The sequence below is a fragment of the Glycomyces albidus genome (assembly GCF_009451885.1).
In the GTDB taxonomy this organism is placed as follows: Bacteria; Actinomycetota; Actinomycetes; order Mycobacteriales; family Micromonosporaceae; genus Glycomyces; species Glycomyces albidus.
Genome location: NZ_WIAO01000004.1, coordinates 169,720 through 193,628 on the forward strand (window position 1 = coordinate 169,720; position 23,909 = coordinate 193,628).

The window sequence follows — 23,909 nt, forward strand, 5'->3', positions numbered from 1 at the left end:
CGCGACAGTTCTCTGGCATACTCTCGGCTGTCGCGTAGCGGTCACGTCGCTGCGGGCAACCCCGAACCAATCGAATAGGGAGCCTCCCTTGGGATCCATACCCCGCAGGCCGAGGGCACTGCGCGCGACGGCATTGGCCGTCGGCGCCGCAGCACTGTCGGTCTTCCTGACCCCGCCCCCCGTGTACGCGCAAGAGACCCTGCCTCCCGGCGAGGGCGTCCCTCCAGGTGAGGACTCCTCCCAGACCGAGACCGACACCGAGATCGCGGACGCGGTGGAGGAGGCGGCGGAGACCGGCGCGAACGTCGAGATCCAGTCGCTCGCCACCGCCGAATCGGAGGTCTTCGCCGCGCCCGACGGGACGTTCGTCGAGGAGATCGCGCTGGAGGCGTACCAGGCGCAGACCGAGGACGGCGTCTGGGCCGCGATCGACAACACGCTGGTTCCCGCCGAGGGCGGCGGTTTCGCCCCGCTCAACTCTGACCTGGGCTTGAAGCTCTCGGACGGCGGCGACACCGACCTCATCACCATCACCGACATCCACGGCCGCAGCGTCGCCTACACCTGGCACCAGGCGCTTCCGGCGCCGACGGTCGACGGCGACACGGCCACGTACGCCGAGGTCATCCCCGGCGTGGACCTGAAGGTCCGGGCGACGAACACGGGCTTCGCGAAGGTCTTCGAGGTGAAGACCCCCGAGGCCGCCGCCTCCGCGGACGTCGCGAGCATCGGACTCGGCCTCGCGCTCGACGGCTACACCGCGGCGGTCGGGGCGACCGGTGCGCTCGAGATCAGCGACTACGAGGGGAACGTCGTCTACGGCGGCCCCACCCCGACCATGTGGGACTCGGCCGCACCCGACGAAGGCGTCGGCGACGCCGTCTCGACCGACTGGTCGCCGTCGACGTACTCGCTGACGGCCGCGGTGGCCACCGCCTACAGCGGCGGGCAGCTCACCCTCACGCCCGACGCGGCCATGCTGGCGGACCCGACCGCGGTCTATCCGATCAGGATCGATCCTGAGGTCGTCAAGATCGACTCCAGTGCTTGGGCGATGGTCTCGAACTACCCTGACTATCGCAACCGCAGCTACTACAACGGCGGCTCGTTCGAGAAGGACCCCAACGGCACCGCCCGCCTCGGCCGCGCGCACCGGGCCGACGGCTCGATGGAGCAGACCTGGCGCCTGGCCTTCGAGTTCAGCACCTCGAAGTTCCGCGGCAAGGACATCATCGACGCGAACCTGCGCATGACCATGACCTACTCGTGGGTGCGCTCGTGCGACGGACTCGACGTGACCGCCGACCTGCACGAGCTCGACGCGGGGAACCTGAAGAACTGGACCTGGAACGACCAGGGCACTTGGGGCACCAAGATCGCCTCCCGCGACGAGGGCGTCGCCTCCGGCTGCGGCGCTCCCCGCCAGCTCTGGACCGACGTGACCGACTACGTCCAGGACGTGGCCCGAACCAGCGACCGGAAGATCCAGTTCGGACTCCAGGCGTCCTCGGAGTCCTGCCCGGCGTACAACAACTGCCCCGGCTTCCGGCGATTCGGCCCCGAGAAGGTCGGCGACGGCAACACCGGCTTCTACCTGAGTGTGAAATACAACACACCGCCGAACAAGCCGGGTTCGTTCACCATCGACGGCCAGTCGTGCACCTCGGGCAAGACCGTCAAGCTCGGCGCCGGCACCTCGTGGACCGTGACCGCGAAACTCACCGACGACGACGGCGACAACATGGACGGTCTCCTGACCTGGACCGACAAGAGCACCGGAGTCGCCAAGCAGTGGCCCTCCTCCGGCGCCGACCGCGCCAGGGCCACCTGGACGGTGAAGTCCTCGGACGTACCAGGACAGAGCTACACGGCGACCGTCGCCGCCAAGGACTCCCGCGCCACCGGTGCGAGCGCCGGCGGCTGCACCGTCCTCATCGACACAACGCCGCCGGCGGCGCCGACGGTGTCCTCGACGGACTATCCATCCGACGGGAACATACACGGCGCGGTCGGGATGACCGGCCGCTTCACCGTCGACTCGACGTCCTCGGACACCGCCGGCTACTCGTGGAGCCTCCAGGACGCGTACGGGGACAACACCGCCCCGGTGTCGACCCCGGGCGGCCCGGCGACCATCGCACTCGACCCCGCGGCCAGCGGGGTGCAGAACCTCAGCGTGTGGGCTTTCGACGCGCACGGGAACGTCTCGACCAAGACCACATACACCTTCAGGGTCAACCCGAACGGCTCCCCCGTCGCGCACTGGAAGCTCGACGAGACCGAGGGCGCCACGGCCGCGGACACGAACTACCCCGAGTTCCCGTCTGACGTGACGCGCCCGCTCACCGTCACCGGCGGCGAGTGGACCGGTGGAACCCCTGCCGACGCGGCGGACGACCACCTCCGGTACCTGACCTTCGACGGGAACGACCAGGCGGTCACGACCGCTCCGGTGGTGGCGACGAACTCCTCGTACACGGTCTCGGCGTGGGTCCGGATCCACCAGACCGACGTCGACTACACGATCGCCTCCCAGGACGGCATCGTGAACTCGGCGTTCATGCTGAAGTACGACGGCGAGAGCCACACGTTCCTCATGGTGGCGTCCAATCAGGACTCGAACTCGAGCGGACTGCTCGCCGTGTCGGCCGGCTCGGAGATCACCGCCGAGGCGGGCGTCTGGTATCACGTCACCGGGGTCTTCTCCTACGGCAGTCAGCAGCTCCAGCTCTACGTCAACGGCCAGCTCCAGAACACCGCGCCGTTCTCCGACGAGTGGAACGCGACCGGCGCCTTCGCACTCGGCCGCGACCTGTGGCAGGGGCGGAAGGCCACCTACTACGCCGGCGACGTCGACGACGTGAAGGTCTGGAACCGGGCCGTCCCGGCCGGCGAGATCCAGCGCCTCGGCCAGCACGCCGAGGGCATCTGGGACTTCGAGACCGTCGACACCACGGCGATCCCCGACCTCTCCGGCGGCGGCAACGACCTGTCCGCCGGAGGTGCGGTCGAACTCGTCGAGGGCTTCGAGGGCACGGGCCTGGGGCTCAACGGCGTCGACGCGACAGCCCTGACTGACGGCCCGGTCATCAACACCTCGCAGGACTTCACGATCGGGGCATGGGTGCGCATGGACCGCGACGGCAGCACCTTCAACGTGGTCAGTCAGGACGGCACCAGCACAGGGGCGTTCTACCTCGGTTACGTCAGCACCGGCAGGTGGGCCTTCCGCGCGAGGACCTCGGACTCGACCACCAGCGGCTCGTGGATAAACCTGTACGGCGATACACCTGTCCAGGTAGGACAGTGGACGCACTTGGCGGTTACCTACGAGGCGTCGACGGGCACCGCGAGCCTTTACGTGAACGGTGAAGCCGACTCCAGTGCGACCGGGTTCGCCCTGTGGGCGTCCGAAGGGCCGCTCCGCGTCGGCTCGGTCCTGCACCTCGGCACCGTCACCGACTACTGGCCCGGTGCGATCGACAGCCTGAATGTGAACTCCGGCGTCTTCGACGACCAGCAGATCAAAGCGCTAGCCGACGGCACCGTCCGCGAAGTTCACAGCCAACTGGTCACCGGCGATTTCAACGGGGATGGATTCGATGACGCGCTGACCGTCGTCGAGTCGTCCGACGCGGAAGGCGGCGTGTATTCGCACATCTACCTCCTTCGCAACGACGGCACCGGGAAACTCGTCAGGTCAGAAAATCCGGTGTTCGAGTCCGACAGTATGGACCTCGACGAGGTGCTTCCGTGGCGCGCCAGCGACGCCGCCTGGCGCGCCGGCGACATCACCGGTGACGGGCGGGACGACCTCGTCGTGGCCGTCCCGAGCAACGATCACTTTGAGGTCTGGGCGATGCCGGCCTGCGGCAAGCGGGACCGCACCTGCACCGCGAGCGGTGCCCCGTTCTTGTACGACGTGCAGAAGCTCGAACTCCCCGCTCCCACCTGGATGCTCGCCGAGACGCAGATCCAGCTCGAGGACCTCTCCGGCGACCAGGCCGACGACCTCGTGCTCCTGCGTGGCGACGGCTCGTACGCCTACACGATCTGGAGGGCGAAGTTCAACCAGTCCAAGAAGTCGTTCGACGCGCCGACCCAGGTCGCGTCGGGAACCGGCACGCCGCGCCTGGTCGAACTCGCCGTCGGAGACTTCGATCACGACTGGTGGGGCGATGTCGCCGAGATCCGCACCGGCGCGGACGGCAGCGCCGACATGTACGTCAGGTACGGATCGGCATCGGGACTCGGCTCACCGCAGTGGGTGCTCGACACCCCGAACAACTGGGACACGGAGCGCGACCGAGTCACCGTGGCGGATGTCAACGGCGACCTCCGACCGGACCTGGTGGCCTCGTACCGGTTCAACAACCGGGTGCGGCTCAACGTGTCTCTGGCACTGTCGGACCGGCGCGGCTTCGCCACACCGGCCGAGTGGGACTACTCCGACCGGTGCTCCGGGTGCGCCGCCGACCTCACCCCGTGGGTCTTCACCGACCTCGCGGGCGGCGACCTCGACGGCGACGGCAGGGAGGACCTGCTGACGCTGCGCGGCGGCACGGACGGCGACCTCGGAGCGCTGTGGACGAGATACTCGGCGGGCACCGGGTTCTATGCTGCCAGGCCGACGTGGGCGGACGAGTCCACCTGCTTCGGCGTGCCGGGCGATGTCAACGGCGACGGCTACCGCGACGCGGTCATGCCGTACTCGTCGTACGACGCCGAGGGCCTGACCGACTCCGGCGGGTTCTGGTTCTTCGACGGCGCCACCGGCGCGGCCAGCGTCGTCACCGAGGAAACCCATGGCGCCGTGGGCACTTCGGAGGCGGGCGACCTGTTCGGCCGCTCCGTCGCGACCTACGACGCGGACGGCGACGGCTGCTCCGAGATCGCGGTCGGCGTACCGGGCGAGAGCAGTTCGACCGGTTCGGTGATCGTGCTGCCGGGCGCACCCGGAGGCATCGACGACGCCGGCGCGTACTGGTTCACTCAGGGATCGCCCGGGGTCCCCGGCGCGAACGAGGGCGGTGACCGGTTCGGGTTCACCGTCGCGGCCGCCAACCTCACCGACGGCACGCCGGTCCTGATCGTCGGCATGCCCGGCGAGGACGTCCAAACCGACACGACCGGCGCCTACCGCGACGGCGACACCGAGATCGCCGAAGTGGTCGACGGCGGGGCGTTGGTGTACATGCAGGGCGGCTCGAAGGCGTGGGTCGATGCGAACACCTACGGGTCCACCAGCGCCGTCGAAGAGGGAGACCAGTTCGGTTACGCACTCTCGGCCACGCCGACGAAGTTCGTCGCGGGCGCGCCGTTCGAGGACGCCTCGGCGACGCTCACCAACACCGGCGGCATCTCGGTGTTCAACCACCAGCTGTCTCCGGAAGGTTGGCCGGGCCTGCAGAGCTGGATCGTCCAATCCGACGCGCCGTTCGGCAGCAACTCCGTCGAGGCCGGCGACCGGACGGGCCAGACCGTCTCGGCCGTGGACTATTGGCCGGCCACGCTCGGCGTCGAGGCGGTTCGGACCGCTGTGGCCGTCGGCAGCCCGGGGCAGGACGTCTCCGGCAACACGGACGGCGGCATGGTCAACCTGATGTACTTCGGTTCCACCGGCGTCGGAACGTCGATGCTCGGCTATCTCCAGGGCGGCGCGCTCGGCGAGACGGCCGAGGTGGGCGACCAACTGGGCTCGGCTGTGCTGCTCTACAACCGCGACCAGTCGGTCCAGGCGACGAACACCACGCTCAGGCTGGCGATCGCCGCGGTGAACGAGGACCGCAGGGCGCCGGCCGAAGGGATCGTCCACGTCACCGGCGCGGCGGTCCCGGCCGCCGACATCGACACCTTGATCGTCGACTCGACTCCGGTGCTGAACGGCAGGTTCGGCGCGGCCCTCGGCTTCGGCCAGGACGGCGTCTACATCTCCGCCGCGAGCACCACGCCGCTGAGCTGCGTGAAATGGAGTTCGATACCGATCAACTCGCAGCAGACCGTCACGGCGACGGCGATGTAACGACGCGAAGGAGGCATGACGAGGCCGCCGGGCGCATTGCGCCCGGCGGCCTTCTCGTTGCCGCGCCGTCACTTTCGGGATTGGAGGCGGGCGATCAGGTCCGGGTTGTCGAGGTCGGTCGCGGGGCGCCATTCGGCGGCGTGGACCTCCTCGGGCCGGGGGCGCAGTTCGCCTTCGGTGCAGCGGAAGAGGTAGCGGACGTCGTAGTGGTCGTGGGCGGCTTCGCCTTTGCGGGCGTTCGCGGGGATCGGGTGGACGTCGATGTGGATCGGTGCCCGGTCGAAAAGTTCGAGGCCGGCCGGGTCGAGGCCCGTCTCCTCGACCGCTTCGCGGCGCGCGGCCTCCGGGAGGGAGTCGTCGCCGGGTTCGAGGTGGCCGCCCGGTTGGAACCAGCGGTCGAGGGTCCGGTGGTGGATGAGGAGGACCGCGCCGGCGTCGTCGAGGACGATCGCTGAGGCGGTCACATGCCCGGGGAGCGTCGAGCGGTCGAAGCCGGACGGCGAGTCGAGCGCGAGGAGCGGCTTGATCTCGCCGGCGGACTCGGGGTACCGGTCGAGGTAGGCGGCGAGCTGATCCTGGAGGTGGGCGACGGTGATGGGCACCGGGACATTCTGCCAGCGCGGCCGTGGGGTGCGACGGGCCCCGCCGCGGGCGGCTGCCGCCATGACCCCCGGGCGACGGCAGCTGCCTCGGTTCGCCGCGGTTGCGCTGGGCGCGGTGCGCGGATGTGGCGCCGCGGTCCCGCCTCGGCGCGGGTTCGCGGCCGTGATTCGCGTCGCTGCTCGCCGGCGTCGCGCTCTTGGTCCCGGAGGACGCCTACCGGCTTCCCGGACGCTCGGCGGCGGCCGCTCGGGGTTCGTCGGTTTTCACAGGTCACAGCGGTGACATGTCGGTGGCAGACCGGGCCCGTCGCTGGTCAGCGGCGGTTAACTCGCCTCAGCCCGGGTATCGCTCCAAGATCACGCAGCGCCGAGGGCGCCGGCGCGGACCGGCACCGAAGGAGGAACCATGACGCACCATGCGACCGGCACCGGCGACGTCTCGTACGACCTCGTCAGCGTGCTCTACCACACGCTCCAGGAGTCGTCGACGATCCAGCAGTACATCGACGACGCGCAGGAGCGCGGCGACGCGGAGGTCGCCGCCTTCCTCCTCGAGGTCCAAGAGCAGGACCGCGAACGGGCGCAGCGCGCGAAAGCGCTCCTCACGGTCAGGTTCGACAGTGATGCCCATGGTGCTTCCGGCGGCTCTGCCGGCAGTGCACCCGGCGGTGGTTCCGGCAGCGGCTCCCACGGCGCTTCGGGCGGTTCCACTGACTTCGACGAGGAGCGCCCGGGCCGATCACGCCCGATGTCGACCGCCGAGCCCGCAGAGGGGTGACACGGCCATGGGCAGATGCGCATCCTGACGCTCAACCTCTACGCGCGGCACGCGGACTGGCCCCGCCGGCGCCGCCCGCTCGCTGCCGCGCTCCGCTCCATCGCGCCTGACATCGTCCTGTTCCAGGAATGCGTGGCCGACGGCCGCACCGACCAGGCGGCCGAACTCCTCGGCACGAACTTCCAGATCCTCCGCCAGTCCCGCCGCGCCCCCGACGGCGGCGGTCTGGCCGTCGCCAGCCGCTGGCGCCTGAGCGCGCCGGTCGAGTTCGACCTGCGCGCCGGCGACTTCCCGGCCGGATCGCTCGCGGTCGACGTCCAATGGCCCGACAGCGACGTGCCGCTCCTGGTCGTGAACCACAAGCCGTCCTGGCGCAGCGAGGAGGAGGACCTCCGCCGCGCCCAGACCGCGGCGCTCCTCCGCTACCTCGACACCGCCCTCGCCGTCACCGGTCAGTCCGCCGTCATCGGCGGCGACCTCGACGCCGAACCAGACGCGCCGAGCGTGCGCCTCCTGCGCAACCGCTTCCGCGACCTCTGGCGCGAGCACAACGGCGACCATCCCGGGCCGACGTTCGCCCCGTCGCTCGACCCGCTGATCCACGACGGGCGGCTCGGCGACCGCCGCATCGACTACCTCTTCGCCCACGACGGCCCCAACGGCCCGGCCCTCGAAGTCCGCCTGTGCGAACGCGTCTTCACCGCCCCGGTCGACGACGTCTGGATCAGCGACCACTTCGGACTCATCGCCGACCTCGCCGCGGCCCGCCCGGCCGCGGTCGATGCGGCGACCCTGGACGGCCTCGACTCGACGGCGGCATTATGAGCGCTTTCGGCCCGATGCGCATGGCTCTTCCGCATATTCCCAGTCCGGAACCGCGCCCGGGCGGATGATGCCCCCAGGGACACGAGCTTGGAGGAGTCATGGCACGGAGACCACTGGCGATCGGAGGCGTCGTCTTCGGTGCCTGGATGATGATCGTCGCGGGGACCTGGCAGGTGCTCGTCGGCATCGCGGCCCTGGTCGAGGACGAGTTCTTTGTGACCGCCGCCGGTTACGCGTACGAGTTCGACCTCACCGGCTGGGGCTGGGTGCATCTGATCATCGGCATCATCGCGGTGCTCGTCGGTTTCAGCCTCTTCACCGGCTCGGACTGGGCGCGGGCCCTCGGCATCGCGATCGCGGTCGCCTCCATGATCGCGAACTTCATGTGGCTGCCGTTCCAGCCCTGGTGGTCGATCATGGTGATCGCGCTCGACGTGTTCGTCATCTGGGCGCTGGTGTCCGTAGGCGACCGCATGCGCTTCCCCGACCAGGAGCCCGACCGCTAGCACGGTCCGAGCAAACGAAAGGCCCGCACAGCGGGCCTGTTTGTTTGATGGAGCAAATGTGGCTGGGGTACCTGGACTCGAACCAAGAACAACTGAACCAGAATCAGCCGTGTTGCCAATTACACCATACCCCAATGGTGTCGCAGCGCCTCGAAGCTCGTTGCGCCGACGGGATGTAACTGTACCGGATGCGTCCGCGCCCTTCCAAACGGGTTCCTGTGATCAGGACGACCCGGTTGAAAGGGCGCGGGGCGGGGTCGGTCAGGTGGCTGCGGATGCGGGTTCGCGGCCGGGGCGGCGGAGGCCGGTGCGGACGTAGAGCACCGCGAGGGCGGTGAAGGCCGCGAGGATGAGGACGTCGGCGGCGTGGGCGATGGACTCGGTCCGGGTGATGCGGCTGAGCGGGAACACCGCGCCGGAGAGGACGAGGAGCGCGCCGAGCCACAGCGGGGCGAGGCGCGTCCACGCGAGGGCGATGCCGAGGGCGCAGAGCGCCAGCGGGAAGGCCGGGCCGGGGATCCAGAGGACCACCGCGGAGGCGATCGGGTGGTCGGCGGCGGCCGCGAGGGACTCGGGGCCGGAGACCCGGAAGATCGCCTCGAAGAAGCCCTGGAGGCTGAAGGCCATGCCGCCGGCGAAGCCGGCGAGCGCGAGGACGGTGCCGACGGCGCCGAACCAGGGCCGCCGCTCGCCGACGCGCTCCCAGACCCCGAGGAGGCCGTAGATCCAGGCGACGGTGGAGCACATGAGGACGACGCTGGCGGTGACGCCGTAGCGGTCGCTCTCCCAGAAGAAGGTGGCGACAGCGCCGAGCAGGGGCCCGGCGATGAGCGAGATGACATGAAGGTGTGTGTTCATGTAGACAGGCTACATGTAGACCGTCTACATAACAAGACCGTCTACACATGCGGGCGTACGCTGGAGCCATGGACGCGGACGGCATTCACGGACAGCTCGACACCCTCATCCTCGCCACCCTCAAACGCGGCGAGGCCCACGGCTACGCGATCATCGCGGCCCTGCGCGAGCACAGCGGCGAACGCCTCGACCTGCCGAGCGGCACGGTCTACCCCGCGCTGCGGCGGCTCGAGCGCACCGGCGCCATCAGCGGCACCTGGACCCAGTCCTCGGGGCGCCGCCGGCGGGTCTACTCGCTCACCGAGGACGGGCTGAAGGCACTGGAGAAGGGCGTCGCGGACTGGAGGTCCCTGCGCGAGGTCATGACGGCGGTCCTCGGGGCATGAGCGACTACCTCGAAGCGGTCGCCGCGCCCCTGCGCGGCCCGAGGCGCGTCCGCGAGGACATGCTCGCCGAGATCGGCGACGGCTTCGACGAGGCCGTCGCCGAGCGCGTCGCCGCCGGCATGAGCCGCGAAGCGGCGCTCGACGAGGCCGCCGCCGAATTCGGCGAACCGCGGACCGTCGCGGCCGAAGTCCAGCGCGAACTCGAGGCGTCGCAGGCCCGCCGCACCGCGTGGACGCTCCTGATCGCCCTGCCGGCCATGACGGTCATGTGGGACCTGTTCAGCGGCGACGGCGACCCCGGGCTCGCGGTCACCCTGCTAGCGAGGGTCATCGACGCCGCGACCGCGGTCGCCTTCGGCGCGGCCGCCCTCGTCCTCACCGGCCACCTCGAACGCCGGGCCGCCTACGTCTGCGGCCTCCTCGGACTCGTGCAGATCGCCGTGGCCCTCGGATGCTCCGCCGTCATCGCCCTCGTCGCCGACGACGAGGGGCCGGCCGGCGCCTGGGTCGTGCTCGCACTCGCCTCGGCGGTGGGCACGGCCCTGGTGTGCACGGCGTCCGCGCGGGCGCTCGTCGTCGCCCGCGCGTCGCGACCCCGCCCTCGCTGAACCCCGATCCCGGAGCGACCGCACTCCTGGAAACCCTGTTCCTCGAAGCCCCGCTCCTAGAAACCCCGCCGCGGCGGACAACGCTTCCGGCCCGGACCGCGTATTGAGCGTGCCGGGTCGAGCCCCATCCACCATGCGGCGAGGCCGGGCCCCTACCCGTCATCTGAAAGAGGCCCAGTGAAGACCGAGGAGCAGCAGCAAGAGGCCGAGTTCCGTTCCTTCGCGACAGCCCAGCGCGACAGCCTGCGGCGGTACGCCTACCTGCTGTGCGGGGACTGGTACGAGGCCGACGACATCGTGCAGAAGGCGTTGACGAAGATGTTCGCCGCGTGGAAGCGGGTCGAGCCGGGAGGCGCGCCCGCGTACGTGCGCCGCATCGTCACCAACGTGTACTTCTCCCACCGCCGCCTGTCGTGGGTGCGCCGCGAGCGCGCCAGCGACGAGCTGCCGGTGCGGCGCCTCGACCGCCCGCAGGAAGCGGTCGACGTGCGGCTCGAACTCATCGCCGCGCTGGACCGGCTGCCGCCGAGGCAGCGGGCGACGCTCGTTCTGCGGTTCTGGGAGCAACTGTCCGTTGACGAGACCGCCGCGGCCATGGGCTGCTCGACGGGAACCGTGAAGAGCCAGTGCGCCAAGGGAATCGCCAAGATGCGCGAACTCCTCACCGATTCCGTCGTCCCTGCCCGGGCGTAGCGGAAGAAAGCGAAGTCACCATGAATCTGCAAGACGACCCCGGAACGGTGTTCCGGGAGATCATGCCCGACACGACGCCGCCGCCCGCGGCGTTCGACCTCGACCGGATCATCAGCGACGGCTACAAGGCCCGCCGCCGCCACCGCGCCGTCCTCGGCGGCGCCTCCGCGACCAGTGTCGCGGCCATCGTCGGAGTGCTCGTCTTCTCGGTCGCGGGCCTGCCGGGGGGCGGCTCCGACGAAGCGGAGGACCACGACGTCCCCGCGGCCACCGAGGACTTCGACTACGCCAACGCCGGCTACCCGTTGCCCGGGCCCGACGGCTACGGCGACCCGGCCGTGGCCGAGGCGCTGACCGAGGCCGGCAGGGCCGCGTTCGGCGACCTGCTCATCGCGACCGGCCTGTTCGAGGCGTCCGACTTCGTGACGGTCGTGAACGACCCGACCGAGGAGGAGATCCAGCAGTTCGCCGAGGAGTTCGGCCTCTCCTACGAGCAGGCCGAAGCGGAGCTCACCGTCGTCGAGGACGACGGCCTGTTCGTGTTCACCGGCGAGATGACGCCCGGGAACTACGGCCAGGTCCAGCTCCTCGGGTACGAGGCGCTCGCGTTCGCCGGTGGCGGCGCGGACGGCGACGACCCCGGCCGCCTGCTGCTCGAGGTCGAGACCCTGCTGCCGGGAGGCTGGACCGCCGAACCGGGCCCGACCTCGCAGCAGTACTTCCCGCAGCACCTCATCGACGACGCGGAGTCGGACTTCACGACCACCGAGCTCGACGACGGCCGGGTCCTCTACACCGCGGACCGCGAGTGCGAACTGGCGCTCGCCGTGGTCTACCCGAACGGCTCGGCGCTCAGGGCGACCTGGGAGGCCCTCTGCGGCCCCGAGGGCGAAGAGGTCCCGGTGGACCCCGAGGCGCTCGAGGCGGCGGTCCTCGCCATGCCCCAGATCGACTACGACACGACGAACCTGCACGAGATCGACCCGATCGAGGTCCCGACCGGCTGGCTCGCCGGCGACGCGGGCTGGTGGACCTGGGCCGAGGATTCCGCGCAGGTCACGCGGAACGACGTCCAGACCGCCCTCGACGAGCTCGCGCCCGGCGGCGAGGTCTACGAGCCGTCGGCGAGCCCGACGCCGGACGCCTACTGGGACGAGGACACGGTGGCGCTGCGCCAGTACGTGATGACCGGCTCGCTGCCCTACGAGTCGGTCCTGGACACGACCGTCGGCGACGTGCCGTTCGACCTGACGTACACGCTCCCCGGCGGCTGGCTGCCCGGCTTCAGCGACGCCGACGCGAACGGCCCGTACCTCTCCGACTGCAACCGCTACTTCACGTGCATCGAATCCGAGGTGAACGGCCGGACCGCCTTCATCGCCGAGAAGCGGCTCACGCACGAGGCGGACGGGAGCGGCGCCGCGGGCTGGTTCGAGGGCGAGTACGAGGTCACGGTCGTCGACCCCGACGGCTGGGCGGTCTCGGTCTGGATGCAGTTCGGGAACGAGGACTTCGCGCTCTCGGCCGAGGCGCTGGCGGCGATCGTCGCGCAGCTGCCGGCGCCGACGTACGACCGCGACATGGAGCCCGTCGTCCCGGAGTGACCCGCGGCGTCCGTTCGCGCCCATGAGAGTGCGGGCCCGGCTCGAATGAGCCGGGCCCGCACCGCGTCCCGCCCCCGGGACCGGAATGGTCGGATCAGGTCAGGATCTGCCAGTCGCGCGAGCCGAGGTACTCCGGCCGGGGCTTCTCGGCCGCGAACGGCTCGACCAGCGAGTTCTCGATCGAGTTGAAGACGATGAACAGGTTCGACCTCGGGAACGGCGTGATGTTCCCGTTCGAGCCGTGCATGCAGTTCGAGTCGAACCACACGGCCGACCCGGCCGGGCCGGTGAACTGGTGGATGCCGTGCTTCTCGGCGAGGAGCCGCAGCGAGCCGTGGTCGGGCGTGCCGGCCTCCTGCCGCACCAGCGACGAACGGTGGTTGTCCGCGGGGGTCTCGCCGACGCACGACACGAACGTCTGGTGCGAGCCCGGCATGATCATCAGCGAGCCGTTGAAGTGGTAGTTCTCGGTCATCGCCAGCGAGAGGCTGACCGCCCGCATGCGCGGCATGCCGTCCTCGGCGTGCCAGGTCTCGAAGTCCGAGTGCCATTCGAACGGCGCGCCGCCGAAGCCGGGCTTGTAGTTGATCCGGCTCTGGTGGACGTACACCTCGGAGCCGAGGATCTGGCGGGCGACCCCGGCGATGCGGTCGTCGCGGATCAGCGCGGCGAAGAACGGGGAGAGCTTGTGGACGTCGAAGACCGAGCGGACTTCGTCGGTCGTGCGCTCCCGCACGACCCGCTCGTCCCCGATGAGGGACGGGTCGCGGAGGAGCCGCTGGACCTCGTTCTGGGCCGCCGCGAGTTCGGCGGGTTCGAGGAGCGCCTGGACGGGCGTGAACCCGTCCGCCTGGTGCACGTCCAGGTGCGCCTGCGTGAGGGGGCCGTCGGCGGGCCCGCCCCAGACGGCGGGGTCCTCGGTGCGGTAGATCAGCCGCGGTTCGTCGAACCGCCGGGTCGGGTAGAGGTCGGTGGGCGACATGGTCGTTCGTTCCTCTCTGCGCCGCGAGGGGCGGTTCTAGTCGGCTTCGGTGATCAAGGGGTAGACGCCGTCCGCGTCGTGGACCTCCCGGCCGGTGACCGGCGGGTTGAACACGCACACGCAGCGCAGGTCGCTCTCGACGTCGAGCGTGTGCCGCTCGTGCCCGTCGAGGAGGTACATGCTCCCGGGCGAGAGCGCGTGGACCTCGCCGGTCTCGAGGTCGCGGAGCTTCGCGGACCCTTCGATGACGTAGACGGCCTCCACGTGGTTGGCGTAGTGCATCGTCGTGGAGGTGCCCGCGTAGAGGACCGTGTCGTGGAGCGAGAACCCGGCGCCGTCCCGGGCGAGCAGGAGCCGCCGCGAGCGCCAGGTGCCGGCGGCCCGGTCGCGGTCGCCGCCTTCGACGTCGGCGTCGGTGCCGACGAGGTCGTCGAGCCTTCTGACGATCATGCGGCCACCCCCGCCTCGGCTTCTTTGGCGACCGTGGCGACGGCCTCGCGCACGATGCCGATGCCCTCCTCGAAGTCGTCCCTCGTGGTCGTGAGCGGCGGAAGGAGCTTGACGACCTCGTCCGCGGCGCCGGAGGTCTCCATGAGCAGGCCGTTCGCGAACGCCTCCTGGCAGACCTGCCCGGCGTGCGCGGGGTCGTCGAAGACCAGGCCGCGGGCGAGTCCCCGGCCGCGGGTGTCGATGCCCAGCTCGGGGTGGGCCGCGGCGATGCCGCGCAGCTCCCCGTCGAGCCAGTCGGCGCGGTCGTCGACGGACGCGGTGAGGTCGTCGTCGCGCCAGAACGTCTCGAGCGCGGCGGTGGCGGTGACGAACGCGGGCGCGAACCCGCGGAACGTGCCGTTGTGCTCGCCGGGCTCCCACACGTCCAGGTGCGGTTTCATGAGCGTGAGCGCGAACGGCAGTCCCATGCCGGACAAGGACTTCGAGAGCGTGACGATGTCCGGGCGGATGCCGGCGCGCTCGAAGGAGAAGAAGGGCCCGGTGCGCCCGCAGCCCATCTGGATGTCGTCGACGATGAACAGCAGCCCGTGCTCGCGGCAGACCGCTTCGAGGCCGCGGAGCCATTCGGCGGAGGCGACGTTGATGCCGCCTTCGCCCTGGACGGTCTCCACGATGACCGCGGCGGGCCGGTCGAGTCCGGAGCCGGGGTCTTCGAGGAGGCTGCGCAGCCACAGGAAGTCGGGCGTGCGGCCGTCCATGTAGTTGTCGAAGGGCATGGTCGCGGCGTTGTTGAGCGGGACGCCGGCGCCGCCGCGCTTCATGGAGTTCCCGGTGACGGCGAGGGCCCCGAGGGTCATGCCGTGGAAGCCGTTCGTGAAGGACACGACGGTCTCGCGGCCGGTGTACTTGCGGGCGAGTTTGAGCGCGGCCTCGACGGCGTTGTTCCCGGCCGGCCCGGGGAACTGGACCTTGTAGTCGAGGTTCCGCGGCGCGAGCACCAGGTCGCGGAACGACTCCAGGAAGCGGCGCTTGGCCGCGGAGTACGTGTCGAGGGTGTGGACGACGTTGTCCTCGGAGAGGTAGGCGAGCAGCGCCTCCTTGAGCGCGGGGTGGTTGTGCCCGTAGTTGAGCGACCCCGCGCCGGCAAAGAAGTCCACATAGGATCTTCCTTGCTCGTCGGTGATGCGGCTGCCCTTGGCGGTGGTGAACACCGTGGGCCAGTTGCGGCAGTAGGAGCGGACTTGTGATTCGACCTGTTCGAAAATCTGCATGAGTCTCTCTGGGTCGGCCTGTTCGGCCGCTCTCCGCTTCCCGTCCGCGGGGGCGGACGGGCGCATACCCGGGCCGGCACTGGTCGGTGCCCGGGTAGGGCGGGGCTCAGTCCGGCGCCGGGCCGCGCGCGTCGCCCTGCTCGAACGGGCGGTGGCGCGGCTCGGAGGACCCGGAGAACGGACGGGGGCCTGCCGCGGCCCGCTCGGGGAGCGGGCCGGCGGACGCGACGGCCGGGCCCGGGAGCGGCCCGATCCGGTACAGCACTTCAGGTCCGTTGTCGGAGCCGAGCTCGTGCTCGGAGAACAGCACGTCGCTCGCCATGCCGGTGCCGTTCGCTTCCGCGAACGACCCGAACAGCTGCAGCGACGCTTTATTGCCCGGGGTCACGGTCGCTTCGACGAAGCGGACCCCTCGAGTGCGCACGGCCCCGGCCAGGTGGCCGAGCATGCGCGATGCCAGTCCGCGGCGGCGGAACTCCGGGCCCACGGCCACCTGCCACACGAAGAGCGTGTCGGGTGCGGCCGGGCGCCGGTAACCGGTGATGAAGCCCGCCATGCGGTCGCCCGCGCGAGCGACGACGCTGGTGTCCGCGAAGTCGCGGCACCACAGCAGGTACGCGTACCTGGAGTTGACGTCGAGGCCCCCCGATTCGCGGGCGAGCCGTTCCATGGGTCCGCCGTCCCGAGGGCTCGGTGAGCCCAGTTCGAACGGCAGGCCGGGATCGAGCGGCCCCGCGAGGGAGCCGCTCGATCCTCTGACCTGGGCGCCGGCCCCTGCCGGGCCGTCGGCGCTTGCGTCACCGGTTGGCATGGGGACGACCGTAACAAAGTTCGCCACGATTGTTAAGGCCAACAGAACGTTATTGTGAAGTTTTCCGCAATGGTTCAGAAGTCGCTGGGCTTCTCCGCGTCATGGCCTTGCGGGTCAAGCCGTTCGAGGCCCGCTCGCTCCGTGATCGCTTGGCGCAGCGCCAGTTCCGGGTCGACTCCGGCGGCCCTCGCGGCGTTCACGGCGGCGAGCAGGAAGTCGCCGACGTCCTCGGGCGCGAGCTTGACGCCGTCGGGGAGCTCGGGCAGGTCGAGCGGCTCGCCCTGGTCACTGAAGCGCTCGATCACCTTGGCGGCCAGCGCGAGCGACGGGAGCTGCCGCGAGACGCCGTCGGCCGGGTGGTCCCGGTGCGGCTTCTCGGCGGCCTTCGCCTCGTTCCAGTGCTCGTACAGGTCGTCGGGGTCGGCGTCGCCCCACACGTGCGGGTGGCGGCGGACGATCTTCTCCACCAGGTCCCCGGCGACGTCGTCGATGTCGAAGTCCTCGGCGAGCGAGGCGTGCAGCAGCGGCTGGAACAGCAGGTCGCCGAGTTCTTCGCGCAGCTCGTCCGGGTCGCCCCCGGCGATGGCGTCGAGGACCTCGTAGGACTCCTCGAGCAGGTACGGGCCGAGGGTCCGGTGCGTCTGGGCGCGATGCCACGGGCACCCGTCCTCGGCGTGGAGCCGCGCGACGGCCTCGACGAGGTCCAGCAGACGCGCGCCGGCCGGATCCCATGAGCCGTAGACGACTTCGAGTTCGATCTCGCCGCCGGCGACGTATTCGGCGAGGGCTTCGCGGAGCTCCTCGTCGCCGTCGTCGCCGACGATCCAGACCCCGCCCTCCTCGAGGAACTCGGCGGCGTCGTCGACGATCGCGACGTCGATCCCGGCGCCGCGGATCGCCTCGACGGTGGCCGTCTCGTCGAACGCTGCCACCGCCTCGGCTTCTTGGAGCGCGTCCCACGCCTCGACCGAGAGGAGGCCGGCGGGGATGCGCGGGGAGGTCAGGAGCCAGGTGACGGTGCTCAACGCTGCGGGACCTCGACGGGGAACACCGAGGGGAGCGGGCTGAGGTCGAATTCGCCGTAGCGGGGGTTGACGGAGATGTCGTACTCCTCGATGTAGCCGGCGAGGTCGTCGGTGAACCCGGCGAGGAGCTCGAGGTCGCCCTGGGAGTACCCGGCGACGTTCGCGTCGGTCTCGGCGGCCGCTTGGGCGGCTTCGATCTCGGCGTCGGTCAGCGACCTGGGCTCGGACCGCTCGACGAGCTGCTGGAAGTACTGCTCGGCCTCGAGCGCGATGGTCTCGAGCTCGTCGGCGCCGCCGGTCTCCGCGGGCTCGAGGCCGACCGCGCGGCCCAGCTCGGAGTACAGCACGTACACGACGACCTGCTCGCGGTCGGCCGAGTAGTCGTGGATCGCCAGGTCCTCGCCCTGCTCCTCGCGGAAGTCGGCGATGGTCGAGACGTACCCGTCGATCGTCGACTCGGTCACCCGCTCGTCTCCGACGAACAGCGCGGCCCCCTGCTGGCTCCCGCAGGCCCCCAGCACGAGAAGCCCGACCGCGGCCACGCCCGCCAGTCTCAGTGTGCGCACAGCATCTCCATTCACAGCACGGCCCTTCAACACATGGCCTTTCTCAGAGCGGCCCTTCCGAAGCAGAGCCGTCACAGCCGCAGGGCGGAGCCCTCCGCCCGGCCGCCTCTGTGACCTTAGCCTCACGCCCGAACCATCCACAATCCGCCCGCCTTGAACCGCCGCTGCGGGCGTTTCACCCGTCCGAGTGTCGTTGATCGGACACACGGACCGGTGGACGATCGCTAGAAAGGATGAGTGAGCACACCCCCTCGAAGTGCACCGACACGCGCATTCAGGGCCCTCATCGGCGAGGATCGGTGGCGGGCGCTGACGGCTCGCGGGCGCCCCAAGACGCTGCCCGGAAGCTCGCTCCTACTCGGACAAGGTGATCGGGAGTCGCGCCTGTACGCCTTGGAATCCGGTCGAGTCAGAGTGGTCTACACCGGGGTCGAGGGGACGGAGACGTTCATCGCGATCCGCGGCCCGGGAGACCTCATCGGCGAGTACGCCCAGCGCGACGCCGGAGGGCGCACGGCCTCGGTCTGGACCTTGGAAGCGTGCGAGGTGACGGTGGTGTCCTTCGGCGCGTTCGGGTCGTTCATCAAGGAGGCCCGCCTCGAGAACGAGCTGCAGCGGTACATGATGGCGAAGACGCGCCAGAACCCGCAGCGGATCCACCTGGCGGCGAACCGGTCGATGGAGCAGCGCTTGGCCCAGCTCCTGCTGGAGGTGGTGTACGCGGGGGTGGGGCCCACCGCCTCGCAGGTCCACCTGAGCCAGCGGCAGATCGGCGACGCGCTGGGCGTGACGCGGCCATGGGTCAATCGCGCGCTGCGGAAGTGGCGGGTGGAGGGCTTCATCCGGACCCGGCCGGACCCGATCACCGTGCTGGACATCGAGGCGCTGAAGCGACGAGCACCGCAGGACGCGACGTGCTCGACGTCACCGCCGGGGAAGTGATTCCGGATCACATCCCATTCACGGCGAATCGCCGAGGATCTGAAGATCGACTTCAACTCCACTTACGAAAGAGGAGCTCATGGACGGTCTTTCGATCCCCCGGCCACGTGTCGCCGAACGGCGCCACTCGGTGGTGCTGTCCTTCGACATCCGCCGCTTCAGCGACTTCACCGACTCCGAGCGGACCCGCGTCTCCTCGGAGTTCCGCGACGACATCGAGGGCGCATTCCAGGACGCCGGCCTGCTCGATGTCTGGAACGCCTGGGAGTTCTGCCAGAACACCGGCGACGGCCTGGTCGTCGGCTTCGATGAAGCGCACCTGCGAAGCATCCTCGACGGGGTGCCCGCGGCGCTCCAGAACCGGCTGCGGACGCGGTACCTGGACGGCGGGACCGTCATCCGCATGCGGCTCGGCGTCGCCGCCGGACCCGTCGACGGCATCGAGGACACCCGGGTCGACGTCTCGCCCGGTCAGGTCGTCATCGACGCCTGCCGCATCTGCGACGCCAAGCCCACCCGGATGCTCCTCGAGAACTCCGACGACAAGGCGACGTTCCTGGCCGTCGCCGTGACCGCGCACGTCATCACCGGCACCATCGGGCCCGATCCTGCCCGGATCCGGGCCGGCGAGTTCGTGCGGGTCCCGATCGACATGGCGGACAAGCAGTACCACGCCGAGGCGTACTTGCACGTGCCCTCGCCGTCAGGCGACCTCCTCCGGTTCGGACTCGCGAACCTCCCCGCCTCGGCGGTCTCGGAGGACACCTCGTTCGAACCGCTCGAGTCGGTCGTCGCCAAGGGACTCATGGAACTCCGCCCGACCTCCGGCGGGCGGGTCGCCGGCGTCGGCGCCGCCGGACACGACCTGCGCACCGAGGAGTACCGCTTCAGCGGGTTCGGCGCCGACGCGATCGGTGCGGGCTCGGGCAGCGACGTCCGGGTCGACCGGTCGAAGCGCGCGGACGTCAGCGCGGACCGCGTCGGCAACGTGTTCCACGGCGAGGTGCGCGCCGACGGCGGCGGCACCGTCAACGCCGTCGGCGGCGACCAGCACAACGGCGACCAGGGACCGCGCGGGCGGAGCAGCCGCCGATGAGCGATCCCAGCCTGGTGCCCGCCGGCGGGGACCCGTCGCAGGAGCCTCCCCTGGACGGAGCGCGAGCGGAGGCCGATCAGATGCCGCCGCGTTCCGAGTCGTCCGAGCCGGTGTCGGCGCCTGATCCGCCGGAACCTGCGACCGCGCCCGATCCGAGGGAAGTGCCCAGAGAAGAGGTTCCGTCCTCGACCCGCAACGAATTCCTGGGCGCGGTCACGGCCGAGCACGGCGGCACCGTCAACGCCGTCGGGAACGACCAGATCAACAACACGTACAACCTCAGCATCGAGGCGCTGCACCGGCGCATCAGGTACACCGCCGACCGGGAGGCCCTCGACCGGGAGATGCGGGCGGTGGTCCCGCCGCCCGGTCTGGAAGCGCAGCTCGCGACGTTGGAGCACTCAAGGGTCCTGGTCCTGGCCGGCGGACCGCGCACCGGACTGTCGACCGCCGCCAGGCACCGGTGGCACGAGTTCGCGGCCCGCAACGCCCATCTCGCATCGGAGCGGCTCTTCGCGGACGACTACAGCGAACTCACCGGCGACCTCGCTCGTCTGAGCGCCCCCAGCGCGCTCCTGCTCGACGTCTCGCACACGCCCTCCTTCGTCAGGGGACTGACCGAGGACGCGTTCGGCAAGGTGCAGTCGGAGCTCCACGAGAAGGACGCCTACATGGTCGTCGCCGTCGGCATCGACGGCCTGCAAGGGGCGGAGCGGTCCTTCAGGGCGGCGGCGCACCTGCTCGGGAGGCCCGACCCGATCGAGGTCGTCGCCAAGCGCATGAGCGGCAGCGGGCGCCTCGACGAGCTGAAGGGCGACGAGCGGTTCCTCGACCTCGTCCGGGACCTCTGGCCGCCCCGCGCCGCCGAGATCGCCGAGTTCCTCGACGGCGCTCCGACGACCACGACCCTCGACGCGCTCATCGAAGCGGTCGAGTCGCAGGCGAACTCCTGGTCGGCCGAACTCCGCGAACTGGTCCACGGCCCCGCCGCGGCCGGGGACGCGCGTGCGCTGCTCCTGGCCAGCGGCGCGCTGCAAGGCGCCGCCAGGGACTCGATCTCCTTCGCGGCGCAGGACCTCGCGCAGATCGCCGGCGAGAAGGACAAGCGCTCGGTGATGGAGCAGCGGAGCCTCGAGGAGCGGTTCGGCGACCTGGAGACGATCCTCACCGCGGCGACCGCGACCTTCAACCACCCGAACATCGCGGACGCCGTCCTGCCGTTCGCATGGAACCAGTTCCCGAACTGGCGCGACCCGATCCGGGCCTGGCTCGACCGGCTGCTGGAACCGGGGCGATTCAAGGACGACACGCTCGCGAACCTGATGCCGAGACTGCTGTCCTTCGCGGCGGCGACGGGCGCGGCCGACATCGTCGTCGACCGGGCTGCGCGCATCGCGGCCGGGCCGGGCGGAGGCTCGGCCGGGCGACGCCGCCTCGCCGCCGAACTCCTGGTCGCCGGGGCCATCGATCCGACCATCGGCCAGCAGGTCAGGCACCGGCTGTGGTCCTGGTCCGTCGGCAGGTCGGGCGGCAATCCGCTCGTGCAGCGCGTGGTGGCCGAAGTCTGCGGCGACGCCGAGTACGCGTCCCGGTTCCCCCGGAACGCCCTCACTCGGCTCGGGCACCTGCTCGGCTCGAACGCCGCGGACGTGCAGATCGCCGCGCTCGACGGGCTGGTGTCGGCCGCGCGGTACGTCCCGCCGCCGACGCTGATCGACCGGCTCGGCGAATGGGCCGGGCGAGCCCGTCCGCTGCAAGGGGCCGTCTCCGTGCCCGAGCTCGTCGTCAAGCTCCTCAGCGACGAGACCGTGCGCGACCGCCTGCGAACCGACTGGCTCGTCCGCGACCCGCTCGGTCAGGTCCGCGCGCTCTGGCGGGCGGTCTTCGCGTCGGCGGGGCAGGGGACCGCTCGGCGCGCCGTCGGCGCCTGGCTCGTCCTCGCCGATGGAGCCGACGCCGGGCGGCGGTTCGCACTCGCCGACCTGCTGGTCGAAGTCGCCCGCGAGAACTTCTGGGCGCTCGCACTGCTCAACGCCGTCGCGGACGAACTCGTCCACGGCTCTCGATCGGCGGATCCCGAAGTGTACGAGCTCCGCGCCTACCTCCACGAACACGTCTCACAAGCAAAGGTCGAACTGTAATGGCCATCTTCGTCATCCTGCTCATCACGGCAGGCGTCGCCGGCGTCGTGTACCTCGTGCGGAAGCAGCCCGCCGAGCCCGAAGCCGTCTACTCTCCCCCGCAGCCGGTCGTCTTCGCCGCGCCGCGACGGGTCGACACCCGGCTCGAACTGCCGAGTTCGCAGCCGCTGTTCAAGTTCACCGTCCCGGTCGCGATCAACTACACCGTCAGGCGGCAGACCGGCCAGAACCACGAGGACAACGCCAAGGCCGAGATCCTGCGGATCGCCGGTCCGCTCGCCGCGCAGTATCCGCTCACGCAGACCCTCCAATTCGAGGCGGCGCTGCGGCGGGCGCTTGCCCATCCGCTCGAAAGCGCCGACAACTCCCTCTCGCTGAGCGCCGCGTGCAGCACGGTCCAGGTCGATCCGCGGCAGCTCCAGATGGTCGAGGAGGTGGAGCTGACCTGGCTGAAGGTCGATCAGGAGGAGCGGCTCTTCGCCGCGGAGACGAAGCGGATCGAGCGGCTCGACCGGCTCCAGAGCGAACCGCGGACCGCCGCCCTCTACTGGCTCTCGAAGCAGACCTACGACCACCAGACTCTCGAGCGGATGCCCCGAGTGACCGAGCTGATGTTCGAGATCGACCGCGCGCTCAACCGGCGCGGTCAGGACGACCTCGAGGCGCCCCTCTTCAGAGTGTTCGCCCCTCAGGCCGAGGACCTCGACGACTTCTTGAACGACTCGGAAGCGGCGGAACAGCGCCTGCTGTTCGACAGCCTCGCCCGCGCCTACGAGCATTTCGGACGTCCCGCGATGGCCGCACGGGCGAGGGAACTCGTGACCGACCGGGACACGCCGCGCAGCGACGACCCGGAGGGCGAGCCCATGAGCGCGATCTGACCGGAACGGGCGCGGCGGCGCCGAACAGTCCGAAGAGGACTGATTCGTGCCGCCGCGCTTGATTCGGGCCCGTCTAGGGGCGGGGGCCGACCGGTTCCACCACATCGGTCGGCCCCCGCGGAGCGCTCGGCGGTTCGGGCCTGGGGGTCCCCCGCGGCGGAGCGCTCCTCTATCGGGTCGGGTCTTTGATGCGCTTGCGCGCCTCGGCCAGGATCCAGTCGCACCAGTCGTCACCGCTCCAGGCGCCGAACCATTCGATGACCGGGTCGGGTTCGTCGACGAAGCGGCAGATCACCCGCGGGCCGGCGCCGTCGTTGCATTCGATGCGGTACTCGGGCGGACCGAGCGGGTGGGCGGCCTCGCGGTAGACCGAGAAGACGGCCGGCCCCCGGTTGAAGTCGCCCAGCCAGCCGTCGTTCTCGGGATCGGGTTCTCGATCGGCGAGAAGCGGTTCAGCCATTGCACACCCTGGTCCGTCCCGGGACCGGAGGGCGGCCGTTGTAGAACGCCAGGAACGCCTGGTCCTGACACCACTCCTTCCACTCCGCGCTGGCCGACCGCCAGCCCTCGCCCCACGTGGCGTGCAGGTCCCACGAGGTCAGCCCGGCGATCACCACGACGATGTCGGCCGGGTTCCCATCGGCATAGACCTGGAACGAGTCGGGCGCGTTCTCACTCGACGCGCGGACGGCGAATCGGCGTCGCCCGTCGCTGAAACGGCCCCGTTCGAGTGGATCGGGTGCGCTTCGAGACGCGTTCTCTCCTTGTCGCATTGCTGGTGCTCCTCCCATCGGCACTGCGCTGTGGAGTCGACAGTAGGCGGAGCGATTCGGCCGCTCAAGTCGAAACACCTGGTAGGACG

The 23,909-nt window shown here is 70.4% G+C and carries 22 protein-coding genes and 1 tRNA gene; 12 read left to right on the plus strand and 11 right to left on the minus strand.

The genetic code is table 11. The features are described 5' to 3' along the window. The first annotated feature begins 88 nt into the window (after positions 1-88). On the plus strand, positions 89-6,022 hold the full coding sequence (locus GFD30_RS05425) for a LamG-like jellyroll fold domain-containing protein (protein ID WP_153024182.1): 5,934 nt from the start codon (positions 89-91) through the stop codon (positions 6,020-6,022). 68 nt (positions 6,023-6,090) lie between these two features. On the opposite strand, the gene GFD30_RS05430 is transcribed toward GFD30_RS05425, so the two are convergent. Continuing rightward, positions 6,091-6,624 (minus strand): NUDIX hydrolase, encoded by a 534-nt coding sequence (locus tag GFD30_RS05430; RefSeq protein ID WP_322632977.1) that lies wholly within the window; start codon positions 6,622-6,624, stop codon positions 6,091-6,093. A gap of 406 nt (positions 6,625-7,030) precedes the next feature. Here GFD30_RS05430 and GFD30_RS26180 point away from each other — a divergent pair, with 406 nt between their 5' ends. The 3 genes from GFD30_RS26180 to GFD30_RS05445 all read left to right on the plus strand — a co-directional run bounded on the left by GFD30_RS26180 (position 7,031) and on the right by GFD30_RS05445 (position 8,733). Continuing rightward, positions 7,031-7,402 carry a hypothetical protein gene (locus GFD30_RS26180; protein ID WP_194201856.1) on the plus strand — a complete coding sequence of 124 codons (372 nt, stop codon included), beginning with the start codon at positions 7,031-7,033 and terminating at the stop codon, positions 7,400-7,402. 15 nt (positions 7,403-7,417) lie between these two features. Then, complete coding sequence (locus GFD30_RS05440) at positions 7,418-8,227, plus strand: endonuclease/exonuclease/phosphatase family protein (RefSeq protein ID WP_153024184.1); 810 nt, start codon at positions 7,418-7,420, stop codon at positions 8,225-8,227. Positions 8,228-8,325: 98 nt separating this feature from the next. After that, positions 8,326-8,733, plus strand: coding sequence for a DUF7144 family membrane protein (locus tag GFD30_RS05445; protein WP_153024185.1), 408 nt, complete (start codon positions 8,326-8,328; stop codon positions 8,731-8,733). Between the two features lie 59 nt (positions 8,734-8,792). Here GFD30_RS05445 and GFD30_RS05450 read toward each other — a convergent pair. Further along, positions 8,793-8,867, minus strand: a tRNA-Gln gene (locus GFD30_RS05450). Positions 8,868-8,994: 127 nt separating this feature from the next. Further along, complete coding sequence (locus GFD30_RS05455; protein ID WP_153024186.1) at positions 8,995-9,591, minus strand: hypothetical protein; 597 nt, start codon at positions 9,589-9,591, stop codon at positions 8,995-8,997. A 68-nt stretch (positions 9,592-9,659) separates the two neighbouring features. Here GFD30_RS05455 and GFD30_RS05460 point away from each other — a divergent pair, with 68 nt between their 5' ends. The 4 genes from GFD30_RS05460 to GFD30_RS05475 all read left to right on the plus strand — a co-directional run bounded on the left by GFD30_RS05460 (position 9,660) and on the right by GFD30_RS05475 (position 12,882). After that, positions 9,660-9,977, plus strand: a complete 318-nt coding sequence (locus tag GFD30_RS05460) for a PadR family transcriptional regulator (RefSeq protein ID WP_153024187.1) — start codon at positions 9,660-9,662, stop codon at positions 9,975-9,977. Continuing rightward, entirely contained in the window at positions 9,974-10,585 is a 612-nt protein-coding gene (locus GFD30_RS05465; protein ID WP_153024188.1) for a permease prefix domain 1-containing protein, read from the plus strand. Before GFD30_RS05460 ends, GFD30_RS05465 begins: the two co-directional genes overlap by 4 nt. Before the next feature lie 177 nt (positions 10,586-10,762). Beyond that, on the plus strand, positions 10,763-11,278 hold the full coding sequence (locus tag GFD30_RS05470; RefSeq protein ID WP_322632978.1) for a SigE family RNA polymerase sigma factor: 516 nt from the start codon (positions 10,763-10,765) through the stop codon (positions 11,276-11,278). Positions 11,279-11,298: 20 nt separating this feature from the next. Continuing rightward, complete coding sequence (locus GFD30_RS05475; RefSeq protein ID WP_153024189.1) at positions 11,299-12,882, plus strand: hypothetical protein; 1,584 nt, start codon at positions 11,299-11,301, stop codon at positions 12,880-12,882. 94 nt (positions 12,883-12,976) lie between these two features. On the opposite strand, the gene thpD is transcribed toward GFD30_RS05475, so the two are convergent. The 6 genes from thpD to GFD30_RS05505 form a co-directional block, all read right to left on the minus strand. Beyond that, complete coding sequence (gene thpD, locus GFD30_RS05480) at positions 12,977-13,864, minus strand: ectoine hydroxylase (protein ID WP_153024190.1); 888 nt, start codon at positions 13,862-13,864, stop codon at positions 12,977-12,979. Positions 13,865-13,900: 36 nt separating this feature from the next. Then, entirely contained in the window at positions 13,901-14,314 is a 414-nt protein-coding gene (locus tag GFD30_RS05485) for an ectoine synthase (protein WP_153024191.1), read from the minus strand. Then, positions 14,311-15,585, minus strand: coding sequence for a diaminobutyrate--2-oxoglutarate transaminase (gene ectB / locus GFD30_RS05490; protein ID WP_153024192.1), 1,275 nt, complete (start codon positions 15,583-15,585; stop codon positions 14,311-14,313). Before ectB ends, GFD30_RS05485 begins: the two co-directional genes overlap by 4 nt. Before the next feature lie 106 nt (positions 15,586-15,691). Then, positions 15,692-16,396 (minus strand): diaminobutyrate acetyltransferase, encoded by a 705-nt coding sequence (ectA, locus tag GFD30_RS05495; protein ID WP_153024193.1) that lies wholly within the window; start codon positions 16,394-16,396, stop codon positions 15,692-15,694. Between the two features lie 74 nt (positions 16,397-16,470). After that, positions 16,471-17,421 (minus strand): MazG family protein, encoded by a 951-nt coding sequence (locus GFD30_RS05500; protein ID WP_153024194.1) that lies wholly within the window; start codon positions 17,419-17,421, stop codon positions 16,471-16,473. Continuing rightward, entirely contained in the window at positions 17,418-17,987 is a 570-nt protein-coding gene (locus tag GFD30_RS05505) for a hypothetical protein (RefSeq protein WP_153024195.1), read from the minus strand. The genes GFD30_RS05500 and GFD30_RS05505 overlap by 4 nt, the downstream gene beginning before the upstream one ends. A 237-nt stretch (positions 17,988-18,224) precedes the next feature. Between GFD30_RS05505 and GFD30_RS05510 the strand changes: the two genes are divergently transcribed. From GFD30_RS05510 to GFD30_RS05525, 4 genes are all read left to right on the plus strand, one after another. Then, entirely contained in the window at positions 18,225-18,929 is a 705-nt protein-coding gene (locus GFD30_RS05510; RefSeq protein ID WP_153024196.1) for a Crp/Fnr family transcriptional regulator, read from the plus strand. A 79-nt stretch (positions 18,930-19,008) separates the two neighbouring features. Continuing rightward, entirely contained in the window at positions 19,009-20,025 is a 1,017-nt protein-coding gene (locus GFD30_RS05515; RefSeq protein ID WP_153024197.1) for a hypothetical protein, read from the plus strand. A gap of 161 nt (positions 20,026-20,186) precedes the next feature. Next, on the plus strand, positions 20,187-22,166 hold the full coding sequence (locus GFD30_RS05520; protein ID WP_153024198.1) for a hypothetical protein: 1,980 nt from the start codon (positions 20,187-20,189) through the stop codon (positions 22,164-22,166). Next, positions 22,166-23,047, plus strand: a complete 882-nt coding sequence (locus GFD30_RS05525; protein WP_153024199.1) for a hypothetical protein — start codon at positions 22,166-22,168, stop codon at positions 23,045-23,047. Before GFD30_RS05520 ends, GFD30_RS05525 begins: the two co-directional genes overlap by 1 nt. A gap of 169 nt (positions 23,048-23,216) precedes the next feature. On the opposite strand, the gene GFD30_RS05530 is transcribed toward GFD30_RS05525, so the two are convergent. Beyond that, a complete protein-coding gene (locus tag GFD30_RS05530; protein ID WP_153024200.1) occupies positions 23,217-23,507 on the minus strand; it encodes a hypothetical protein in 291 nt (96 codons plus the stop codon). Next, positions 23,500-23,820: a hypothetical protein gene (locus GFD30_RS05535; RefSeq protein ID WP_153024201.1), complete on the minus strand. Its 321-nt coding sequence runs from the start codon at positions 23,818-23,820 to the stop codon at positions 23,500-23,502. The genes GFD30_RS05530 and GFD30_RS05535 overlap by 8 nt, the downstream gene beginning before the upstream one ends. Between the last annotated feature and the right edge of the window lie 89 nt (positions 23,821-23,909).